Origin of the sequence: Ruminococcus sp., assembly GCF_019423705.1 — a bacterium.
In the GTDB taxonomy this organism is placed as follows: Bacteria; Bacillota; Clostridia; order Oscillospirales; family Ruminococcaceae; genus Hominimerdicola.
Window position 1 is genome coordinate 152,407 of record NZ_JAHZAX010000006.1, and the last position, 20,535, is coordinate 172,941.

At 46.0% G+C, this 20,535-nt stretch carries 18 protein-coding genes and 1 pseudogene; 6 read left to right on the forward strand and 13 right to left on the reverse strand.

The window, feature by feature from the left end; genetic code table 11:
- Window positions 1-84: 84 nt before the first annotated feature.
- Window positions 85-1,545, reverse strand: a complete 1,461-nt coding sequence (locus QZ371_RS06740; protein ID WP_295210943.1) for a sodium:alanine symporter family protein — start codon at window positions 1,543-1,545, stop codon at window positions 85-87.
- 97 nt (window positions 1,546-1,642) lie between these two features.
- On the reverse strand, window positions 1,643-2,638 hold the full coding sequence (locus tag QZ371_RS06745) for a LacI family DNA-binding transcriptional regulator (RefSeq protein ID WP_295210944.1): 996 nt from the start codon (window positions 2,636-2,638) through the stop codon (window positions 1,643-1,645).
- 266 nt (window positions 2,639-2,904) lie between these two features.
- Here QZ371_RS06745 and QZ371_RS06750 point away from each other — a divergent pair, with 266 nt between their 5' ends.
- Window positions 2,905-3,186, forward strand: coding sequence for a hypothetical protein (locus tag QZ371_RS06750; RefSeq protein WP_295210946.1), 282 nt, complete (start codon window positions 2,905-2,907; stop codon window positions 3,184-3,186).
- 78 nt (window positions 3,187-3,264) lie between these two features.
- Here the strand turns inward: QZ371_RS06750 and QZ371_RS06755 are convergent, their stop codons facing one another.
- From QZ371_RS06755 to QZ371_RS06800, 10 genes are all read right to left on the reverse strand, one after another.
- Window positions 3,265-4,278, reverse strand: coding sequence for an N-acetylmuramoyl-L-alanine amidase (locus QZ371_RS06755; protein WP_295210949.1), 1,014 nt, complete (start codon window positions 4,276-4,278; stop codon window positions 3,265-3,267).
- A 213-nt stretch (window positions 4,279-4,491) separates the two neighbouring features.
- Window positions 4,492-5,580 (reverse strand): aspartate carbamoyltransferase, encoded by a 1,089-nt coding sequence (gene pyrB, locus QZ371_RS06760; RefSeq protein ID WP_295210998.1) that lies wholly within the window; start codon window positions 5,578-5,580, stop codon window positions 4,492-4,494.
- A 140-nt stretch (window positions 5,581-5,720) separates the two neighbouring features.
- Window positions 5,721-6,812: a DHHW family protein gene (locus tag QZ371_RS06765; RefSeq protein ID WP_295210952.1), complete on the reverse strand. Its 1,092-nt coding sequence runs from the start codon at window positions 6,810-6,812 to the stop codon at window positions 5,721-5,723.
- A 12-nt stretch (window positions 6,813-6,824) separates the two neighbouring features.
- Window positions 6,825-8,207, reverse strand: a complete 1,383-nt coding sequence (locus tag QZ371_RS06770) for an MBOAT family O-acyltransferase (protein ID WP_295210954.1) — start codon at window positions 8,205-8,207, stop codon at window positions 6,825-6,827.
- 22 nt (window positions 8,208-8,229) lie between these two features.
- Entirely contained in the window at window positions 8,230-8,814 is a 585-nt protein-coding gene (locus tag QZ371_RS06775; protein WP_295210957.1) for a DUF4093 domain-containing protein, read from the reverse strand.
- A gap of 3 nt (window positions 8,815-8,817) precedes the next feature.
- On the reverse strand, window positions 8,818-9,876 hold the full coding sequence (holA, locus tag QZ371_RS06780; protein WP_295210959.1) for a DNA polymerase III subunit delta: 1,059 nt from the start codon (window positions 9,874-9,876) through the stop codon (window positions 8,818-8,820).
- Window positions 9,845-11,851, reverse strand: coding sequence for a ComEC/Rec2 family competence protein (locus tag QZ371_RS06785; protein ID WP_295210962.1), 2,007 nt, complete (start codon window positions 11,849-11,851; stop codon window positions 9,845-9,847). Before QZ371_RS06785 ends, holA begins: the two co-directional genes overlap by 32 nt.
- Before the next feature lie 91 nt (window positions 11,852-11,942).
- Window positions 11,943-12,284, reverse strand: a complete 342-nt coding sequence (locus QZ371_RS06790) for a histidine triad nucleotide-binding protein (protein WP_295210963.1) — start codon at window positions 12,282-12,284, stop codon at window positions 11,943-11,945.
- A gap of 230 nt (window positions 12,285-12,514) precedes the next feature.
- The gene (gene alaS / locus QZ371_RS06795; protein ID WP_295210965.1) at window positions 12,515-15,172 is read right to left on the reverse strand and encodes an alanine--tRNA ligase; all 2,658 of its coding nucleotides are present in this window, start codon (window positions 15,170-15,172) and stop codon (window positions 12,515-12,517) included.
- Between the two features lie 55 nt (window positions 15,173-15,227).
- Complete coding sequence (locus QZ371_RS06800) at window positions 15,228-15,362, reverse strand: hypothetical protein (RefSeq protein WP_295210967.1); 135 nt, start codon at window positions 15,360-15,362, stop codon at window positions 15,228-15,230.
- Between the two features lie 511 nt (window positions 15,363-15,873).
- Here QZ371_RS06800 and mgtE point away from each other — a divergent pair.
- The 5 genes and pseudogenes from mgtE to QZ371_RS06825 all read left to right on the forward strand — a co-directional run.
- The gene (mgtE, locus tag QZ371_RS06805; RefSeq protein ID WP_295210969.1) at window positions 15,874-17,238 is read left to right on the forward strand and encodes a magnesium transporter; all 1,365 of its coding nucleotides are present in this window, start codon (window positions 15,874-15,876) and stop codon (window positions 17,236-17,238) included.
- Between the two features lie 135 nt (window positions 17,239-17,373).
- Window positions 17,374-18,753: an NAD(P)/FAD-dependent oxidoreductase gene (locus QZ371_RS06810; RefSeq protein WP_295210971.1), complete on the forward strand. Its 1,380-nt coding sequence runs from the start codon at window positions 17,374-17,376 to the stop codon at window positions 18,751-18,753.
- Window positions 18,754-19,178: 425 nt separating this feature from the next.
- Complete coding sequence (locus QZ371_RS06815; protein WP_366558713.1) at window positions 19,179-19,427, forward strand: spore coat associated protein CotJA; 249 nt, start codon at window positions 19,179-19,181, stop codon at window positions 19,425-19,427.
- Entirely contained in the window at window positions 19,411-19,674 is a 264-nt protein-coding gene (locus QZ371_RS06820) for a spore coat protein CotJB (protein WP_295210972.1), read from the forward strand. Before QZ371_RS06815 ends, QZ371_RS06820 begins: the two co-directional genes overlap by 17 nt.
- Window positions 19,674-19,772 (forward strand): annotated as a pseudogene (locus QZ371_RS06825) (manganese catalase family protein); the annotation flags it as partial. The gene QZ371_RS06820 and the pseudogene QZ371_RS06825, both read left to right, overlap by 1 nt.
- A gap of 78 nt (window positions 19,773-19,850) precedes the next feature.
- Here QZ371_RS06825 and QZ371_RS06830 read toward each other — a convergent pair.
- Window positions 19,851-20,534 carry a HEPN domain-containing protein gene (locus tag QZ371_RS06830; RefSeq protein WP_295210974.1) on the reverse strand — a complete coding sequence of 228 codons (684 nt, stop codon included), beginning with the start codon at window positions 20,532-20,534 and terminating at the stop codon, window positions 19,851-19,853.
- Between the last annotated feature and the right edge of the window lies 1 nt (window position 20,535).

Here is a 20,535-nt window from a genome sequence, read left to right on the forward strand (position 1 = left end):
TTAGTGATAAACACAAAAGGCAAAAAAATCGGAGACCGCATTTTTACGATCTCCGAAACTTTTTATATTAAGTTAAGCGCCATTTTACGCCCTTGCAAGCTTATTGATACGCTTTGCACGAGAATATTTCGCTACATATCGCCGTGTATCCTTTGAGATAACTCCGCTTAGCGCAAGCAATGCAACAAGGTTCGGCAGAGCCATAAGTCCGTTGAAGATATCAGCGATAGTCCATACAGCGGAAACTGTCATATATGGGCCGATGAAAACAGCAAGGATATAGAGATATCTATAAACCATAACGATCTTCATTCTGCCGTTCACAAGATATTCCATACATCTTTCGCCGTAATAGTTCCAGCCGAGGATAGTTGTGAAAGCAAAGAACACCAAACATACCATAATAATAAACGCAGATATCTGCGAGGGCAGGAATGAGAAGCCGTTTTGGAAAGCGTGTGTCGTTACTTCAACGCCCTCGAAAGGCTTGCCTGTTGCAGGGTTGATAGCTTCATAGCTGTCCATCATAACGATGGAAAGACCTGTCATTGTGCAGACAACGATGGTGTCGATAAATGTACCGCACATTGAAACGAGACCCTGTCTTACAGGCTCTTTTGTCTGAGCGGCTGCGGCTGCGATAGGTGCAGAGCCGAGGCCTGCCTCATTGGAGAAGATACCTCTTGCAACGCCCTTTTGTATCGCCATAAAGATAGTCGGCGTTGAACCGCCTGCGATAGCCTTGAAGCTGAATGCCTGCTCAAAGATTGTTGCGATTGCGTGTGGGAGCTTGCCGATATTGAAAATGATAAGAGACAGGCAGGCGATGATATAGATAACAGCCATAAACGGCACGATTATCTGCGAAACGCCAGAAATCCTCTGTATTCCGCCGATTATAACGAGAGCTGCAAAAATGGTCACGATAAGACCTGAAATGATAACAGCCCAAGTGTACTTTGCGCCGAAGATAGTTACTGTGTGCGCTCTGTTAGGGTCAAAGAAGTTCTGAACTGCGGAAGAGATACCGTTTATCTGCGAAAATGTACCGATACCGAAAATACCAACGCAGGTGCCGAAGAATGCGAACACCTTTGCGAGCCACTTCCACCTTTTGCCCATACCATATTCTATGTAATAGAAAGGTCCTCCGCAGACGTGTCCGTCAGCGTCCATTTTTCGGTATTTGATAGCGAGGAAGCCCTCAGAATACTTTGTCGCCATTCCGAGAAGTGCGGCTATCCACATCCAAAGCAGTGCACCCGGTCCGCCGGCAAGAATACCAACGGCTGTTGCGACGCCGACGATATTACCTGTTCCGATAGTTGCGGAAAGCGCAGTACAGAGTGCTGCAAAGCTTGATATCTCGCCTTTGCCGTTGCCCTCGTTTTGGAACATAAATCTCAGCGCTTTCGGAAGGTGAAGCACCTGCAAAAGTTTCAAGCGAATAGTAAGGAAAAGTCCCACCGCCATTATAAGCACGATAAGCGGTATTCCCCACACATATCCGTCGATAGTTTCAAGTATTTTCGTAAATTTCTCCATTCTATGACAAGATCCTTTCTGTTAAAAACAATAAAAAGGCAAGCCGCAAGACCCTACGGCATTGCCTTTAACTTTATTAGTCCTTCGATCACAAGGCTTAGTCCCCTGTTGAGCCACGGAGTATTATCTTGTAGTCAACTGTGTAATAATGATTATCCTTTGTGGTCTTATTCATATTCTCGATAAGCTTTGCGATAACAAGCTCGCCCATTTTTGCGCAGGGCTGTTCAACTGTTGAAACAGTCGGCAACATCCATTCGCACATTGAAATGTTGTCAAAGCCCATAATAGCGATCTCGCTGCCCACCTTTACGCCCATATCCGTTGCCTTGTGGATAGCAGAAATAGCCAGCAGATCGGAAACGGCAAATATAGCCGTAGGCTTATCATCGAGAGAATAAAAGCTTTCAAAAGCTCTCATTCCACAGTCATAATCATAAGTTTCCTTATATATGTACTTGTCGTTGACCTCAATACCGTGATTTTTCAGCGCTCTCAGATAGCCGTTCTCTCTTGCGGTGGAAGATACCGCAGTGGAATTTGTTCCGATAAAGCCGATCTTTCTGTGACCCTTTTTGATAAGGGTAGTAACAGCGTCATAAGCTGCCTGCTCGTCGTCAACGGCAACGGTCAGCACGTTCGCACCCTCAACGCCCTCGCAGCAAAGCGCAACATTATAATTGGCCGCAAGCTTATCGAGCGATCCAGCGTCGAACTGCGTTCCCAGCAGCACAACGCCGTCAACAGTACGGTTGAAGAGCATATTCATCTGGCGTGTTTCCGTTGCCGATGTGGAATAAGAAACAGCGGTGATGATATCATAGCCCACCTTGCCGGCATAATCCTGCATACCCATAACGATCTTTGAATAGAGGGAATGTTCAGATGTCGGCATTATTACAAGTATGACATTCGTTTCGCACTTTCTCAAATTTCTTCCGAGAAAGTTCGGCGAATAATTCAGTCTTTCGATAGTTTCGTTTACTTTCTTTGTTGATTCATCCGATACATTGCAGCTTCCGTTAAGAACTCTCGAAACAGTCGCCACAGAGACGCCTGCTTCTTTTGCAACGTCCTTTATAGTAACACTCATATTCTTATCCTTTCCTGCGGCGTACGGAATCACATCCACCGCTGAATAGTACCCACAGGCGACAGCGTTATGAAGCTGTCTGCCTATAATATTTAATTATAACATATTTTAAGCAAATCTCCAATATACATTCCTTACAAATTTGTAAACGATTTTTCAGCGTTTTTACTTAATAAGATTGCCCTTTTGTAAACACTATTGAAAAAACGCCGCAGATATGTTATAATATCAGCAAGACAAGTAAATCAAGAAAGGAAACAAAGCAAATGCTTCACGGATATTTTGACGTTCCGACCTTCCATTATTTTGAGGAGAAAAACACCTGGTCGGGCAGCCTTTATGAAAAATTCAACTACCGCATAGACCCTGTTCTCGGCGATGAGAAAGAGCTTTATGCAAGAGTATGGTACGGTCTCAAAAGCGTCGATCAGATGTCAGACTTTGTGGCTGAGTTCCACGAGGCTTATTCTGACGAGGGGCTTGAAAGAATTCTCGCACATCTCACCGACGAATTTGAAAAGTTCCAAAAGATACGCCGCACTCTTTAGGCAGTCTGAAATTTGAACACGTTCTAAAAGATCAAGGCCCCAAGGCTTTACGCTTCGGGGTCATTTTTATAATTTTTATCAGTAATACTCGTTCTCTTGTGTGTTGTAAACTTCATCGCTTGTGCCCGTCTGGGTCGGCTCTGTCATACTTTCTGACAGGGACGATGATGAAGAATCAGTCTTGTTGATAGGTTTTTCGGGTGAAAGGAGCTGACCTTCCATAAGGCGCTTGCCGTCCTTGTCCACAAGACCAACGTCTATTGCCGTCTTGACGATCCCATCAGCGATAGCTTCGCCGTATTCGGTCAAATGCTCGTCAAAAAGCTTGTTGTCCTCATCGTCTGTGATAAATCCAAGCTCAACAAGGCAGCTCGGCATAACCGTATCGGCGTTTATGTAATAGTTCACGCTCTGATTTCCAACATAGCCGTACTGAACGCCTCTGTCCTCAGAAACACCAACGCCTTTAAGTCCGTCAAGGATATTCTGGGCAAGCTGGGTATCATAGGCAGGTTCAGAATTGTTGACCCACACCTCAACACCCGAGATATCACCGTCATAGCTGTTTCTATGAAGTGAAACATACATATCCGATTTTGTGTTGTTCGCCTTATCGCAGCGTTCGCCAAGTTCAAGGAAAGAGTCATCGTCTCTTATCATAACGACGTTCACACCGTATGACTGGAGATATTTCTGCACCTCAAGGGCAATTTTTAGGTTATCGTCCTTTTCGTATCGTGTGCCGTCTGCATTGGCAGTTCCGCCGTCATAATCGCCGTGGCCTGCGTCGATACAAACTGTAAAGTCCATATTTGAATACTTTGCAGGCTTTGGCTCAGCTTCGGAAGAGCTGTCCTTATCAGCCTTTGCGGCAGCATTGCTGTTTACTGTTGTGTTTGTATTCTGAGTGTTGTCTCCCTTGATCTTTGAAGCTACAAAACTTATAAGCTGAACGATACCGAAAACTATTGCCGCAAGAATAACCAGCGCAATGATTATCCTGTTCCAGTATATCTTTTTCTTTTTCACAGTCCGTCTCACGGGCTTGCGGCCGCATATCTGTTCAAACTCTTCGTCTGACATTAAATTCATTAGATCAAAGCTCCTGTAAAAAATATTTATACAACATAAATTATAGCACAATACGCCCCCATTTTCAAGGCTGGCGCACAAACTTAACATATAATTTCATCATTTTTAACAGCTATGTTTAAATTAGTTTATCCAAACCATTCAATGTGCACAACACAAATTTATACAAAAAATGCGTGCGCCGATATGTCAGCCCACGCATTTATCGCCATATTATTCCACAAGTGTTCTCTCGTCGCAGTATTCGCAGATAAGGGTCGTTCCATTGCCCTTGAACCAATGCGGCAGATATTTTTCGTGGTGTGTTATGCAGTTCGGGTTCGAGCACTCGATATGCGGGTGTACTTTGCCGTGCATAAGGGGCTGCGGCGTGCCCTCGCCTCTCAGAACTGTCAGTATCAGCGCCATTCTGATATACATTCCATACTTTGCCTGCTTGAAATACATTGCTCGCTCGTCGTCGTCGACTTCGATCGCTATCTCGTCAACTCTTGGCAGAGGGTGAAGGACGATAAGATCGGGCTTTGCAAAGGAAAGCTTCTTTGACGTGAGGATATAATTTCCGCTCTGAGCTTCATACTCTTCCTCGGAAGCGAAACGCTCTTTCTGAATCCTCGTCATATAAAGCACGTCAAGCTCGCCAATTGCCTTTTCAAGGTCGGAAACTTCCTTGTATTCGTGTCCGCCTGCTTCAAGGACGTCCTTTATGTATGCTGGCAGCGCAAGCTCCGGTGTTGAAACCAGCACGAACTTGTTGTTTGGGAAGCAAGTCATTGCCTTGATGAGTGAATGAACTGTTCTGCCGTTTTTAAGATCGCCGCAGAAGCCGATAGTCAAGCCCTCGAGAGTGCCCTTCTCTTCCTTGAGGGTGAGCAGATCGGTGAGGGTCTGGGTCGGGTGAAGGTGTCCGCCGTCGCCTGCGTTTATAACAGGACAGTCAGCGGTGAGCGCCGCAGCCTTAACAGAGCCGGCTGTTGGGTGACGCATTACCATAATATCGGCATAGCCCGAAACGATCTTAGTCGTGTCCTTGATATTCTCGCCCTTTGCTACAGAAGAAGTTGCAGGGTTGTCAAAGCCTATTATCGTTCCGCCAAGTCTCAGCATAGCCGTCTGAAAGGACATCTGCGTTCTTGTGGAAGGCTCATAGAACAGCGTGCCCATTATCTTGCCCTTGCACGCCTCGCTGTAATCCGCAGGACTCTGAACTATCTTATGACCCAGCTCCAACAATTGCAGCCACCAGGAAACGGGGTAATCATTAAGGTCGATAAGATTTAACTTTTTTGACTGTTCATTCATCATCAAACACCCTTTCAGCATATTCAGACATATGTTATGCCGCACAATCCTGTACGGCATTTTTGACGATCACTATATTGTTTCAATCATTATATCACATTTTTCTGCTTTTTTCAAGTACATAGCCCATATTATTTAAGCTATTTCAGCCTGTCAAAATTCTTTTCATTGCAGAACTGATCGCAGTCATACATAAAAAGCACTTGGTCAAAATCATCGGTATCCACCACATCGGAGAGCACTTTGTCCTCTTCAGCGAGCTTGTCGGGGTCGACAAGGGTTATCTCGCTGTAATGTGGGGTAAAGAACGGCAGGATAGTGTTTGCAAAACTGCCCTTTATGATAAGAAGCTTCGGACCGTCCTCGAGGGTGGTCTTGACGGTCGCCTTTGTGAAGTTATCCCCTTGTAGGTATATCGCCGTCTTATCGGCGGTTTTCAGCGCTGAGCGGAAGTAGACCGATTTTGAGGTCAGCACCTGTTCTTTGCTGTAAAGTTCCACCGACTTCACCGTGCTTTGATATTTCGAGCGGAATATATTCACCCTGTCGGCGGTTATCCTGTTGTAGCAGAGTCTTGAATAAAGCTCGCCGTAATAGGAATCGGAAGCATATTCCTGATCGTAATTTGACAGGGCGACAGGCTCAAAGCCCATTTGCTTTATGCCATCTGCATAGGCGTAATATGCGCCGAAGGACGTCCACTTTCTGTCGGTGCGGTAATAGATATAATTGTTCTTTGCGGAATAAAGCGGATAGAATGTGTCGATCGTTTTGATCTTCTCGTCAAGGTCGTAATAAATGCTGTCGATCATTCCACGTTGATCGTTAGTCTGGGCATATATTGGAAGCTGTGCGGAATAGATGCCCGAAGCCGTCGGTGCGATCATCGCAAAGACCTGCGGCGAATTTTCCTCGGCAAAGGTGTTTATCTGCGCAATGCTGTCCGTCACCTGCTCTTTGTCATAGCTGTCAGAAACTTCAACAAGGCGGTTCTTCATTATAAAAGTGTCTTCAAAGTCCTTTCGGCCTGTGGCGACGAGCATTGTGGTGCGCAGAGATCTCCAGTTCGCCGTCAGCGGAAAGTTTGCGTCAACGTAATTTTCTGAGATATTCTTGACATCGCTGCCTGTGGTCTTTTCATCTTTGCCGCTCATTATAATGGTATAGACTGCAAACATCACGATGATGATAAAAAACGCCGAAGCTGCGATATAGTCAGCTATCTTTTTCAAACTTCCCACCCCCTAGAAAAGAAAATTAGTAAGCTGTCTGCCGCCGCCAACAAGGAACGCCGTGCAAAGCAGAAGGAAACCTATGGTTATAAGCGGCTGGATTATTACCGTGATATTTGAGCTCATAGCGTCGATACGCTTTTTGAGAGATCTGCAGATACCTGTTTCGAAAAATGCGCAGATAATAAACATCACGGCGCTGGTCTTGACGACGTAAAGCGCCAGCACGTCCCCTGCGAAGCTTCCGCCGCCGAACATTGCGATGATATAGCCGCAGGCGTCGGAGATATTTTCAAAGGCTAAAAACGGCAGTCCGATAAGATAAACGATATTCATAACCGCACACCTTACCGCACCGGGGATAACGATAAGCACCTTTTTGAGGATATACTCTATTCCCAGCACAAGGCAGATAAACGCCGCCCATATGAGTGTTCTTCTGCCAAAGCCGAACCACATCGAACCGATCATCACCGCAACGAACATCACAGGGAGAGAAAGCTTATCGCTTCTGCGGCTAAGAGGTCTGTAAATGTAGTCTTTGAGCCATTGGTAAAGGGTCATACAAAAACGCTTGATGAACTCGTTAAGGCCTGCTGACATAAAGGGCTGATCGAAGTTATCTGGGATATCAAAGCCCGTCATAAGTCCGAGGCCCTTTGCGATATGGGAATAGGCACGAAACTCATAGTAAAAGCTGAACGAGAATGCGATCATACCAAGCCAGCCGCACACCGCCGAAAGGTTTTGAACGTTCACCGCCCTGATATGCTGCCACACCTGAAACATCGAATTTGAAAGCAGAAGCTTTTCAACAAAGCCGATAAGCATAATCTTTATGCCCTCGGCAAGCTTGTCGGACGTTATTACAGGCTTGCGGAGCTGTTCGCTCATATCGCAAAAGCGCAGCAAAGGTCCGCAGGCGAGGGAGGGGAAAAAGCTTATATACTGAGCCGTCAGAAGGAAGTTTTTCTCAGCCTTTATATCCCCACGATAAACGTCTGTGCAATAGGATATGCCGTGGAGGGTGAATACCCCTGCGCCATATGCCGCAAAGAGCTTTATCACGCCCTTGCCCCCTGTTACGACTGAGGTTATATCGGCGTTTATGTAATTGGAGCGGAAAAACAGCAGGAATGCCGCTGCGTTCACAAGTACAGCAAGAAAAAGCCAAAGCTTCTTTGCGCCGCTCTTCTCCGCCGAGCCTATGAGCCTGCCGAAAATATATGAAAACAGCGTACACAATGTCAGCGGTATAAGCCCCAGCGGCGATATCCAAAGCAGCAACGCCACAGTTCCAAGTAGGAAAGCCGCACGTCTGCGCTTTACCCCTGCCGCCGCATATAGTCCCATAAAAACGGGGATAAAGAAATATAAAAACTCAATGCTAACCAATTTTATTGCTCCTTATCAAGTTCTACATAGTTTTCATAAATTCAGCGAACTGCTGTCTGTCAAACATCGTGTTGACTATCTCAAGCAAGGCGTTGGCGGTGAGTTTTAAGGGCAGACCAAGCCTTTGGCAGATAAGCTTTCTGCGCTCGCTTGAACCTTGTCCGCCGCTTATGCCCAGCTCATAAAAGTCCATTTTCGTTATCTTTTCTCTGTCTGGAACATTTTCCCCCACAATGCCTGCTCTCTCGAACGCCTGCCTTATTATATCCGCAGGAACTCCCTCAACGCCCAGCAGACCCTCTTTTGACGGTGCGGCTTTGCGCTTTTCCTTTCCGAATATCTCGGGAACATACACATTTACGATATCGCCTTTGGGCACAATGCTCTTGATATGCCCCCTTATGCGGAAGCCTGCCGTGTCCGAATCGGTCAAGATCGCAAGGCCGCTGGTCTCGGCGTAATGCCTTATAAGTGCAACTGTATCGGCGTCCTTATAGATACGAAAGCCGTTTGTGACGATTATCACCCCGTCGATAAGCGACGAGAGCTTTATTTTATCATACTTCCCCTCAACGACCACCGCTCGGGAAATCTTTATTTTCTCCATTATTTAACACCTTAATGCCATTGATCTTGCCAAGCCCTGCTCCAAGGTCAGCATATCGCCGTCCTTGCCCTGTGAATGTGTTTTTAGCCGCAGGTCAGTCTGCGATAATATCTCCAAGGTCTGCCTTATGCGCTCAGCCGAGATATTTCCACACTCTGAATAGGCATTTTTCACGGCGAACTCTCTGTTTTTCGGATATTTGAAATCCTTTGCCACGTCTGAATAGCTAAGCCCCGACGATCTTGCAAGCTTCGCCCTGTAAATATCAGTAAGTGAAAAACCTATTATGCCAAGTATCTCAAAGGCTTCATAGTTTTGCATATCAAGCTCCTGCAATCGTGTAAAGACCATTCCGGCGTTGCCACGAAGAATGTTTATCGCCAGCGAATAGCCGTCCGATTCGATACGCCTTATGCAAAGCAGGTCGATATCCTCTCTGGTGACTTCCCTGCCCTGTGCATACGCCGAAAGCTTTTCAAGCTCCTGCTGGATAAATGCGGTATCGCAAAGACAAAGATTGGCGAGATATTCCGCATTGCTTTTTGTTATCGTGCAGTTGCTTTTTGATAGATATGAGGCGATAGACTTGCCGAGATCAGAGGCTCTTTTATACTCAAAATTGCACACCGAGCCGTGCTTTTCGCAGAAATCCGCAAAGCGGCGGTTCTTATCTGTGAGGTATTTCTTGTTCTTGAAAAGATCAACGCCTGTGGCATAGATTATGACCGTGGTGGTCTCGCCAAGGTCGCCGAGTATCTTTTTAAGATCATCGCCGTCGTCCTTGTTGACGTTATCCATATTAAGATCGTTTATAGTCACCACAACACGCTGCGCTATAAAAGGCAAAGCCTGACAGGCGTCAGAAAGCTGCGGAAAATCAAGGTTCTTGCCGTCCAGCTTGTGGAAATTCATCATCTGTGCGTCGCCGGGGCAAAGCTTGTTCACAAGTCTTTTTGTGAAGCTTTCAAGTGCGGCTGTATCGTGGCCGTAAAAATAATACAGGCTTTCGATATCGCCCGAAGCTATTTTTTTACCAAGAGCCGAAGCCGTAAGCAAAGCCATATGTCGTCCTCCTTATCTCTGAGTTTTCAAGGTCTATCATTATAGGGTATTCTTCTTTTGAGGTGTCAAGCACCCTGCCGTCAAGCTCTATCCCGTCTGAGCGCAGGATAAGCTTTTTGTCCGCAAAGTCGATCTCATAGCCGTCAGCAAGTGCGGTTATCTCCGCTCCCTGCCATTCAAGCTTTGAGCCATTGCAGAATGTGTATTCATCATCGCTTTCGCCCTCGCCATTGACGTAAAAATAGTTAGGCAAGGTCGTCATTTGCGACTTGTATTTTGTGATAGTATAATAACGCTCCTTATTTATAAAGGCGCATTTTAGATCATTTATGCCATAACATTCAAGAAACCGCTCCATAGAGCTGTTGAGCTTGCCCTTGCTGCCGATATCGAAAACCGCTCCGCTATCCTGCTGATAGATAACGGCCTGCATTGCCTTGCCCTTCGGCAAAATAAGCACTTTGATATCGTCACGACTGATCGCCATAGTGATATCATAAACGCCGCACCAGAAGATAAGCATTGACGCCGTGCATATACCGCCAAGCTTGACGGACTTTCTATGCAAAGCTATGACTACGGGCAGCAGACAGCTTATGAGCATAACTGCGCCCAAGGGTTTCACGCCCCTCGGCAGATAGGCAAATGGTACTTTCACGAAAATCTCCGCAATGGCGATGACCGCTTTCAGCAGCCATTTCACCGCTGTCAGTACGGGTATGGCAATGATATCAACGCCGCCTGTAATGGCCGTGAGCACAGTCAGACCAAGTGCGAATGTGCATACAGGCACAAGGAGAATGTTAGATATCGGTGCAACAAGTGATATCTCATTAAAGAACATTAGCTGAATGGGCATTGTGCAAAGAAGTATGGCAACGGCTTCTACCGCTGAACGCAAAAGCGTGCCTGCTCTGCCCCTGCGCTTCACAAGGGCTTTGCATTTCGGACAGATAACGCCTATGGCAAAGGCTGCGCCGAAGGACAGCAGGAATGAACAGTCCGCCGCCGCATATGGCGAGGCCGTCAGCATTACTATGGCACAAAGTCCCAACGTGTTTCCTGGGTCGGGTCGGCGATAAAAAAGCGGTGCAGCTTTCACGACTGTGAGCATTGCCGCCGCTCTGACAACAGGCACGGAAAAACCTGCGAACACCGCAAAACTCCATACAACCAGCATTTGCAAAGCGAACTTTGTCTTGTTCCTGCGGCAAAGTCTTGAAATTATCCAGCCAAGCATTTCGCTTATAATGATGACGTGTGTGCCCGATACCGAAAAGATATGGCCTATGCCGCTGCGATAGATAAGGGTCTTGGTCTGCGCTGACATTTCCGACTTATCGCCGCAGAGCATCGCAGCCGCAAAACCGCCCTCGTCGCCGCCTATAATGGTGGTTATCTTGTCAAAAAGGCGGTCTCTGTAATGCTTTATCTCACGGAATATGGGGTTGACATTGTACCCCGTGAGGTCAAAATTTTCAGCATTTGAGCCTTTGAGATAGACCCCTTTGGGTCGCTGATATTTCTCCAATTGGAACGTAATGCTGTCCTTGATAAGACTGACTTTGACCCTTGCGGTGACTTCATCATAATAATCAAAGTCGGCGTTGTCGGTGTAAAATGTCAGCTGTCCGCCCCTGCCACTAATATCGCCTTTAACAGTCACAAGGCAGGTGTCAGAGCCTATGTAGCTTTGGTCGAGGATATACCCGCTGACAGAAACTGTCTTGCCGTCAAGGTCTGCAAGCTTGTCGTAAACGCAGGCGGTATAGACCGTGTTGACCGCTATGGCCGCTTCAAACGCCAACAGACAGGCGAGGATATATCTGCGCATATTTTTTAGAAAAGCTAGCCCTGCCGCCCCTATGCAAAGCGCCGCAAGAGCGAATACTTCGTTATTTCGTCCCCAGCCAATGGTACAAAGGAAAAGCCCTGCAAAATATGACAAGCCCACATAAAATGACTTTCGCACCATAATTTTCACAAGCCTTTCCCAGCGTTACGCTTTATCTAACAGATCTTAAAAATACAGGCGGATAAGTTCATTACCCGCCCGATGTGTTCATTTAGCCAGCCGGCCAGGTAAATGGTCTGCCTGCAAGAAGATGAAAATGAATGTGGAACACGCTCTGTCCTGCCTGCTCGCCGCAGTTGGAAACAACTCTAAAGCCGTCCTTGAGGTCAAGGTCTTTCGCAAGCTTTGCGATAACTTCATAGATGTGAGCGATAACTGCGCTGTTTTCTGGTGTTATCTCGTCAAGCTTTGAAATATGCTGCTTTGGGATAACAAGATAATGGATAGGAGCTGTTGGAGCGATATCTTCAAAAACGTATGTCAGCTCGTCCTCATATATCTTTTTAGAGGGTATTTCCCCGGAAATAATTTTACAAAAAAGACAATCTTCCATTTATGATCCACCTTTCTGTTATTTGATGTTTAACTATTTAAAAGTCATTCATTTGTTCAACTCGTAGAAAAAGTCCGACACAAGTGGGACGTCGAGGACGCCGTCCCCTACAATGTGTCTAATACGTTATTCGTATATCGAGGCGAAAATTGTTATTCGACAATGCTCAGAACAATTTGTGGTCGCCTGTTGGACTGCTACTTTCGTTGACAATCTCTCTAAACAATTTATTACTTTACAAATTCGCCAACGATCTCATTTACCTTGTCAAGAGCTTCATCGATCTTGAATCTGTCGCCGATACCAGCCATAGCGGAATCAGGACGTCCGCCGCCCTTGCCGCCTGTAAGCGCCGCTACCTTGCCTGCGATCTTGCCTGCGTGTGCGCCCTTTGCGACTGCGTTCTTGCCGCAGACAACAACAAGGTTTGCCTTTTCGCCGTCAACGCCTGCAACGACTGCGACTGCGTCAGCTTCTCTTGCCTTGAGCTCGTCGCCCATTTTTCTGAGCATATCAGGTCTTGTGTTTGTGAGCATTGCTGTAACGACCTTTACGCCGTTGACTTCATATGGGTCATCAAAGAGAGACTTTGTCTTGAGGTTTGTGATCTCAGCCTGCAAAGCGTCTCTTTCCTTTTCAAGATCCTTGACTTCCTGCATAATAGTGTGACATCTCTTTACGATATCCAGCGGATTAGCAAGCTTGAGGCTTTCAGCTGCCTGCTGGATAGTTGCGGCTCTTTCCTCCACAAGTTCAAGAACGCCTCTGCCTGTCACAGCCTCGATACGTCTTACACCTGAAGCAACTGAGCTTTCGGAAATGATCTTGAACAGACCGATCCTTGAAGTATTGTCAAGATGTGTACCGCCGCAGAACTCGATAGAAGCTGTCTCGTCTCCCTCGCCCATTGTTACAACTCGTACAGTCTCGCCGTACTTCTCGCCGAAGAGTGCCATTGCGCCAAGCTTCTGAGCCTCTACAATGGGCATTTCTTCCATTTTGATATCGAGAGCCTCGAGGATATACTTGTTTACAAGCGCCTCTACCTTGATTTTTTCCTCAGCTGTCATTGCGTTGAAATGAGAGAAGTCAAATCTCAGTCTGTGAGCGTCAACGAGCTGACCAGCCTGATGAACGTGCTCGCCGAGAACTTTTCTCAGCGCAGCCTGAAGCAGGTGTGCGCAGCTGTGGTTTCTCATAATGGCGTAACGTGTCTTTCTGTCAACTGTGAAATGAGCCTTCTGACCAACTGCGATCTCGCCCTCTTCAACCACGACCTTGTGTGCGAACTTGCCAGCAACTACCTTCTGTGTGTCAACAACTCTGCACTTGCCGCTTTCTGTAACGATAGTACCGATATCGCCCACCTGTCCACCGCTTTCTGCATAGAACGGCGTCTGAGCCGATACGATATAAACTTCGTCGCCAGCCTTTGCGCTGTTTATAAGCTCGTCATCTGTTGTGATGAATGATATCTCGCTGTCGCCCTCAAGCTTGTCATAGCCGATGAACTCTGTGTGGAAATTCTTGTCTATCTTATGGAAAACAGTCTCGTCAGCGCCCATATACTTTGTTGCAGAGTGAGCGTTCTTAGCTGTTTCTCTCTGCTTAGCATAGCACTCAGCGTAGCCCTCTTCATCGCAGGTCATACCCTTCTCTTCAAGTATCTCTCTTGTAAGGTCGATAGGGAAACCATAGGTATCGGAAAGCTTAAAGCAGCTTTCGCCGTCAAGTTCCGTCTTGCCGTCCTTCTGCATTTGTGCGATAAGGTCGTCAAGTATCTTCATACCTCTGTCGATAGTTGCGTTGAAGTTCTGCTCCTCAGTTGTGAGCACCTTTACGATATAATCATACTTTTCTTCAAGCTCATTGTACTCGCACTTGTTGCAGTCAACAACAGTCTTTACAAGGTCTTTGAGGAAAAGTCCATTGATACCGAGAAGCTTACCGTGACGAACGGCTCTTCTGAGCAGACGTCTCATAACATAACCTCTGCCCTCGTTTGACGGCAAAATTCCGTCGGAAGCCATAAATGTTACCGAGCGGATATGGTCTGTGATAACTCTGATAGAAACGTCCTTCTTGTATTCCTTGCCATACTCGCAGCCTGCGATCTTGCAGACGTGATCTCTGATAGCCTTTACTGTGTCAACGTCGAAGATAGAATCAACGTCTTGCATAATGGACGCAAGTCTTTCAAGACCCATACCTGTGTCGATATTCTTCTGCTTGAGCGGTGTATAAGTGCCGTCCTCGTGTCTTTCAAACTGTGTGAACACAAGGTTCCAAAATTCCATATATCTGTCGCAGTCGCAGCCGACCTTGCAATCAGGCTTGCCGCATCCGTACTTTTCGCCTCTGTCGAAATAGATCTCAGAGCAAGGGCCGCAAGGGCCGTCAGTTCCGGCCTCCCAGAAATTATCTTCCTTGCCCATTCTTACGATATGATCCATTGGAACGCCGGCGTCCTCGTGCCAGATCTTTTCAGCCTCGTCGTCGTCCTCATAAACTGAGATATAAAGTCTGTCCTTTGGCAGCTTGAGCACCTGTGTAACATATTCCCAAGCCCAAGCGATAGCTTCCTTTTTAAAGTAATCGCCGAATGAGAAGTTACCAAGCATTTCAAAATATGTGCCGTGTCTTGCGGTCTTACCAACGTTCTCGATATCGCCTGTTCTGATACACTTCTGACAGGTGGTCATTCTTGTTCTCGGAGGGGTCTCCTGTCCTGTAAAATAAGGCTTCAGCGGAGCCATACCTGCAACGATGAGCAGCAGGCTGTTGTCGTTTTGAGGAACCAGCGGGTAGCTCTTGTGTCTAAGGCAGCCCTTTCCCTCAAAAAATTTCAGATAAGATTCACGAAGTTCGTTAAGTCCTGTCCATTCCATAATTTCAGATCCTTCCAGATAATAATTTGTCGCAAAATAAAAAACGGCTCGTCCCTCACATATGGGACGAAACCGACAGTTCCGTGTTACCACCCAAATTGCCGAGCATACTACTGATATCGCCCGACCACTCGAAGCCCTTTAACGCAGGGATTACGTCGCTGTTTTCAGCGCCGCTCAAGGTAGCCACCGTTCACACCGCAAGGCTCGCACCAACCGCCTTTTCTCTTTGCCGACGAACAAAACGGATAATCCCGTCACAGCATTTTGCATATAAGATAATTATATAGTATAAATCTCCCCTTGTCAAGCTTTTTTTGACACGGACGGCGCTTAAATTGTTCACCCTATCAAATTTACAGCCAGTTCATAAAAAATTTATCCTGCGGCTTTGTATGCTCCAAGCGCCTTGCTTGACAAAAAACATAACAAAGCGTATAATTATAATGTGTGTGCGAATAGTAAAAACGTGCATAAATTATGATTTTTAAGGAGTGTGTACAAATGGACGACGCCAGTCAGAATACGATCGCCCCTCGATTGCAGAGCGGCTCGCCCGTTTGCGGCAGCCATTAATAAAAATCAGGACGATCTGTGTTTTGGTAGAGTTTATCCTTATATTTGTACAGAGTGGATATAAGTAAAAGTACGATTATTTGTACTGCTATGCTTTTTACCGCTGCTGTTAGGGGGAAATATTTATGTTTAACACAGTATTGGAGCTGTTGGAGCACAAGAACTACAAGGCTATCCGTGAAATATTTATGGATATGAACGAGGCCGACGTGGCAGCGCTCTTGCAGCAGTTTTATGACGATCACGAGATCGAAAAATACGAACTTCCGCTGCTGTTCAGATTGCTGAACAAGGACGTGGCGGCGGACGTTTTTGCCTATATGGACAGCGATATGCAGATGATGCTCATAAACGCCTTTACGGATAAAGAGCTTCAAGAAGTTGTCGATGACCTTTATATTGATGATACTGTTGATATCATCGAGGAAATGCCTGCAAATGTTGTTGCGAGGATAATTAAATCTGCCGACACGGAGACGAGAAAGCAGATCAATCAAATTCTGAAATATCCAAAGGACAGCGCAGGCTCGATTATGACCACCGAGTATGTTTATCTCCACAGGAGCTATACCGCAAAGGAAGCTCTTGAATGGATAAGACACGTCGGAATGGTCAAGGAAACTGTTAATACTCTTTACGTTACCGAAAGCCGAAAGCTGGTGGGCGTGCTTTCCCTGCTGGATATAGTTACAGCGGACGATGACGACAAGATCGAGGATATAATGGAGGATAATGTTATCGCCGTTGATACCCTTGAGGATAAAGAGTATGTGGCTTCGATGTTCTCGAAATATGACTTTCTTTCTCTGCCTGTTGTGGATAAAGAGAACAGAATGGTTGGTATCGTAACATTCGACGACGCTATGGACGTTATCGAAGAGGAGACCACGGAGGACTTCTCGAAAATGGCTGCCGTTGCGCCGAGTGACGATTCTTATTTCAAGACGTCGGTATACACCCACGCAAAGAACAGAATTGCTTGGCTGCTGATCCTTATGCTTTCGGCGACGCTTACGGGCGCTATCGTAAACAAATATCAAGCGGCGTTCGCTGCCGTGCCTGTGCTGGTGTCATTTCTTTCAATGCTCAGCGGTACTGGCGGAAACTGCGGCTCGCAGACCTCCACCCTTGTTATCAGAGGTATGGCACTGGGCGAGATAAGAATGAAGGACTTTTTCAAGGTTATGTGGAAAGAATTTCGTGTTGCGCTGTTGTGCAGCATCATCCTTGCGATAGTCAATGCCCTGCGAATCATTCTTGTTTATCACGGCGACCCGTCTGTTGACTGCTACAAGCTTGCATTTACAGTCAGCGGTGCGATTATGGCGACAGTTGTGCTTTCAAAGCTCATCGCCTGTATGCTGCCTATGGCGGCAAAGAAGCTGCACCTTGACCCTGCGATTATGGCGGCTCCGCTTATCACAACTATCGTTGACACTTGCTCAACATTAATATTCTTTACCCTTGCAACAATTGTTTTTGACATATAAACAAGAAAGACATTGTGGCGGCTTGATTGGTTTTCAGCGTTTGCTGTTTCTCATAAAAGTCGCCTGTTTTTATGGAAACATATACATTATGATACAACTGCTTTAATTAAATCAAAGATGAAAGGAAAATCAAATATGGCTCAGAATTATGACATTGTTGTTGTCGGCGCAGGTGCTGCCGGCGTATTTATGGCTTACGAATTTGTTAAACTTGACAAGGATATAAAGGTCTGCGTTATCGACCAAGGCGGCCCTGTAAGCGAAAGAAAGTGTCCTATCGACAGCGTTAAGATCAAATCCTGCGTACATTGCAAGACCTGCTCAATTATGCACGGTTTCGGCGGTGCAGGCGGAATGTCCGACGGCAAGTATAATATCACAAACAATTTCGGCGGCGACCTTTACACCTTCACAGGCAGAGAAAAGGCTATCGAGCTTATGCAGTATGTTGACAAGATCAACCTTGAAATGGGCGGACAGGACGCAAAGCTTTACTCCACCGCTTCATCTGACATCAAGGCGGAAGCTCTCAAGTACGATCTGCACCTTCTAGACGCACAGGTAAGACATCTTGGCACAGACAGAAATATGCAGATACTTCAAAACATTTACGATTTCGTCAAGGACAAGATCGACATCAAGTTCCACGAAAGCGTTGAAACTATCACAGGCAGCGACAATGATTTCACAGTTGTGACCAACAAGGACGAATATCATTGCACAAGCGCCGTTGTTGCGGCAGGCCGAAGCGGTTCAAAGTGGATATCGGGCATATGCGACAATTTCGGCATAAAGAGACGTTCAAACAGAGTTGACATCGGCGTGCGTGTTGAGATACCTGCTGCTGTATTCGAGCACATCACAAGCAAGGTATACGAAAGCAAGATCGTTTACCGCACAAAGAAATACGGCGATCTTGTAAGAACATTCTGTATGAACCCATACGGCGAAGTCGTAACGGAAAACACCAACGGCATTATTACAGTAAACGGCCACAGCTATGCTGACCCAGCCCTCAGAACAGAGAACACGAACTTTGCTCTGCTGGTATCCAACACATTCTCAGAGCCGTTCAAGGACTCCAACGCATATGGCGAGTCTATCGCAAGGCTGTCAAATATGCTTGGCGGCGGCGTACTTGTTCAGCGTTTCGGCGACCTTGTTGCAGGCAGAAGAACTAACGAGCACCGTTTCGGTCAGACGTTCCTTACGCCGACCCTCAAGGCTACCCCAGGCGATCTGAGCCTTGTAATACCAAAGAGACAGCTTGACGACATCATTGAAATGATCTACGCACTTGACAAGATCGCCCCGGGTATGGCCAACGACGACACGCTGCTTTACGGCGTTGAGGTCAAGTTCTACAACTCAAGAGTTGACGTTGACGAACATCTTGAGACCTGCGTAAAGGGACTTTACGTTCTCGGCGACGGCTCGGGCGTTACGCACTCACTTTCACAGGCTTCGGCTTCGGGTGTGTATGTTGCAAGAGTTATTGCTGACAAGCTTGCGTAATTGGCATTTGGGACTATATAATTGATGATTTTACCGCCGTGGAGAGGGTCTCTGCGGCGGTGTTTATTTTATAAGATAGAAGAAAGCCGCCTTGATCTCTCAAGACGGCTCTCAAAGCATCAGTTATTTGGCAGGCGGGCCATCCTCCTGCATCTCTCAAGGTTTTCCTTTGTCAGTACCAGCGGCGTGTGGTCGACGCGAAATTTACCACCTCAAATAAACTATATTGCTCATATTATACCACTTTCCGTAAATTTGTCAACTACATATAGGATAATATCTATCATTATTACCTATGTAACAGCACAATTTTACAGTCCAACAAATCGTACAGTAGCAATAACCACTCACTTTTCATATACTGTTTATGAGCCGCAAACAGGCGGCTTTTGAAAATAAGACAGATCAATGAGGAGTGAACTTATTTGGATATGTTAGGAAATATAAGCCTTGGAAAGATACTTTCCGCTGACGAGAACGACAGCACAGAGCGCTGTCATCTTCCCGTGGGACGGTTTCCCGAGGACACGCCGATAGCAATGGCATACATTCCCTATCAAAGCTGGGAAAAGCCATACGAAGTGAGCGTTGGGCTTGCGAGGGGCACTGTGTTCCCGTCTCTTGACAAACCATTTATTGGAGAGGAGGCTGTAAAAAATGCCGATACTAAGTGAGCGTGAGAAGCTTATGCGCCGTATACAGGCGTGCAGCTTTGCAGTTGTTGAAGCAAATCTTTACCTTGACAGCCACCCGACCTGCCGTGACGGTCTGAGATATTTCGCTGAGCACAAAGCTGAAAAGGAACGTTTGCTGGCAGAATACGCTGAAAAATACGGCCCGATAACCATAGATCAGAACAGTTCAGACAAGAAGTGGGAATGGGTAAAAGCGCCGTTTCCCTGGGAAAGGAGCGCTGACTGATGTGGCAATATGAGAAAAAACTGCAATATCCTGTAAAGATAAGCAACCCTAATCCTGCGCTAGCGAGGGTTATCATTTCACAGTTGGGTGGGGCGGACTTTAAAAAGTTGTACATAAAAAGAGTGCAAAGGGCAATATTAAAAATGCCATTTTACGCTCTTTATTGATTTTCAAGATTAGTTGCCCTGTAATTCTCTTAAGCCGTCCTGAATTGCATAGACTAGACTTGTCACTCGCTCTATGTATTCTTCTGCGTCCCCTCTTGTAATATCCATTTGTTGTGCGTCAAAGTGACTACGATCAAACTGGTGGGCAATTTTATTCCTTCGTTTGTATAACGCTTTTATTACCTCTGTTCTTCCGGACGAATTTTTTATATCTTTAAATGCAGTCTCCGTAACGCTGTTGTAACTCAGTCCGCCAAAAGTAATTATTTCTTTTATTGCCGGTTGCGACATATAGGTATCCCGATATATTTCCTCAGTAAAACCAGTCAATAACACATTCTTATATTCTGTAGAGTTAATCGCAGCAACGACGTACTTCATAGATATTTTTATTTTATCAATTCCTTTATCAGGAATTTCTCCGCTTAGTTTTTGATAAAATAAATACTTGTATATCTCATGCATATAAAAATCCAACAAACTACCAAAAAAGACAATTTGAGAGCGATAAATAATCTTAGCGTCCTCGCTATTTTCATCTTCAATAGAATTTGAAAGAGATCTTACGTTTTTTGCATTCAAATCAAAATGATTAATTATTGCTGAAAGATCGAAATTAGTGGCACGCTTTATCTCAACTTTTACTTCTCTGTTATCTTCTTTTCTATCGCTTATACCTATATTTCTTTCCATA

Excerpts from the sequence above, each read along its gene's own strand:
- QZ371_RS06740 (WP_295210943.1), bottom strand. The coding sequence starts at position 1,545 with ATGGAGAAATTTACGAAAATACTTGAAACTATCGACGGATATGTGTGG.
- QZ371_RS06745 (WP_295210944.1), bottom strand. The coding sequence starts at position 2,638 with ATGAGTGTTACTATAAAGGACGTTGCAAAAGAAGCAGGCGTCTCTGTG.
- QZ371_RS06750 (WP_295210946.1), top strand. The coding sequence starts at position 2,905 with ATGCTTCACGGATATTTTGACGTTCCGACCTTCCATTATTTTGAGGAG.
- QZ371_RS06755 (WP_295210949.1), bottom strand. The coding sequence starts at position 4,278 with ATGAATTTAATGTCAGACGAAGAGTTTGAACAGATATGCGGCCGCAAG.
- pyrB (WP_295210998.1), bottom strand. The coding sequence starts at position 5,580 with ATGAATGAACAGTCAAAAAAGTTAAATCTTATCGACCTTAATGATTAC.
- QZ371_RS06775 (WP_295210957.1), bottom strand. The coding sequence starts at position 8,814 with ATGGAGAAAATAAAGATTTCCCGAGCGGTGGTCGTTGAGGGGAAGTAT.
- holA (WP_295210959.1), bottom strand. The coding sequence starts at position 9,876 with ATGGCTTTGCTTACGGCTTCGGCTCTTGGTAAAAAAATAGCTTCGGGC.
- QZ371_RS06785 (WP_295210962.1), bottom strand. The coding sequence starts at position 11,851 with ATGGTGCGAAAGTCATTTTATGTGGGCTTGTCATATTTTGCAGGGCTT.
- QZ371_RS06790 (WP_295210963.1), bottom strand. The coding sequence starts at position 12,284 with ATGGAAGATTGTCTTTTTTGTAAAATTATTTCCGGGGAAATACCCTCT.
- alaS (WP_295210965.1), bottom strand. The coding sequence starts at position 15,172 with ATGGAATGGACAGGACTTAACGAACTTCGTGAATCTTATCTGAAATTT.
- mgtE (WP_295210969.1), top strand. The coding sequence starts at position 15,874 with ATGTTTAACACAGTATTGGAGCTGTTGGAGCACAAGAACTACAAGGCT.
- QZ371_RS06810 (WP_295210971.1), top strand. The coding sequence starts at position 17,374 with ATGGCTCAGAATTATGACATTGTTGTTGTCGGCGCAGGTGCTGCCGGC.
- QZ371_RS06820 (WP_295210972.1), top strand. The coding sequence starts at position 19,411 with ATGCCGATACTAAGTGAGCGTGAGAAGCTTATGCGCCGTATACAGGCG.
- QZ371_RS06830 (WP_295210974.1), bottom strand. The coding sequence starts at position 20,534 with ATGGAAAGAAATATAGGTATAAGCGATAGAAAAGAAGATAACAGAGAA.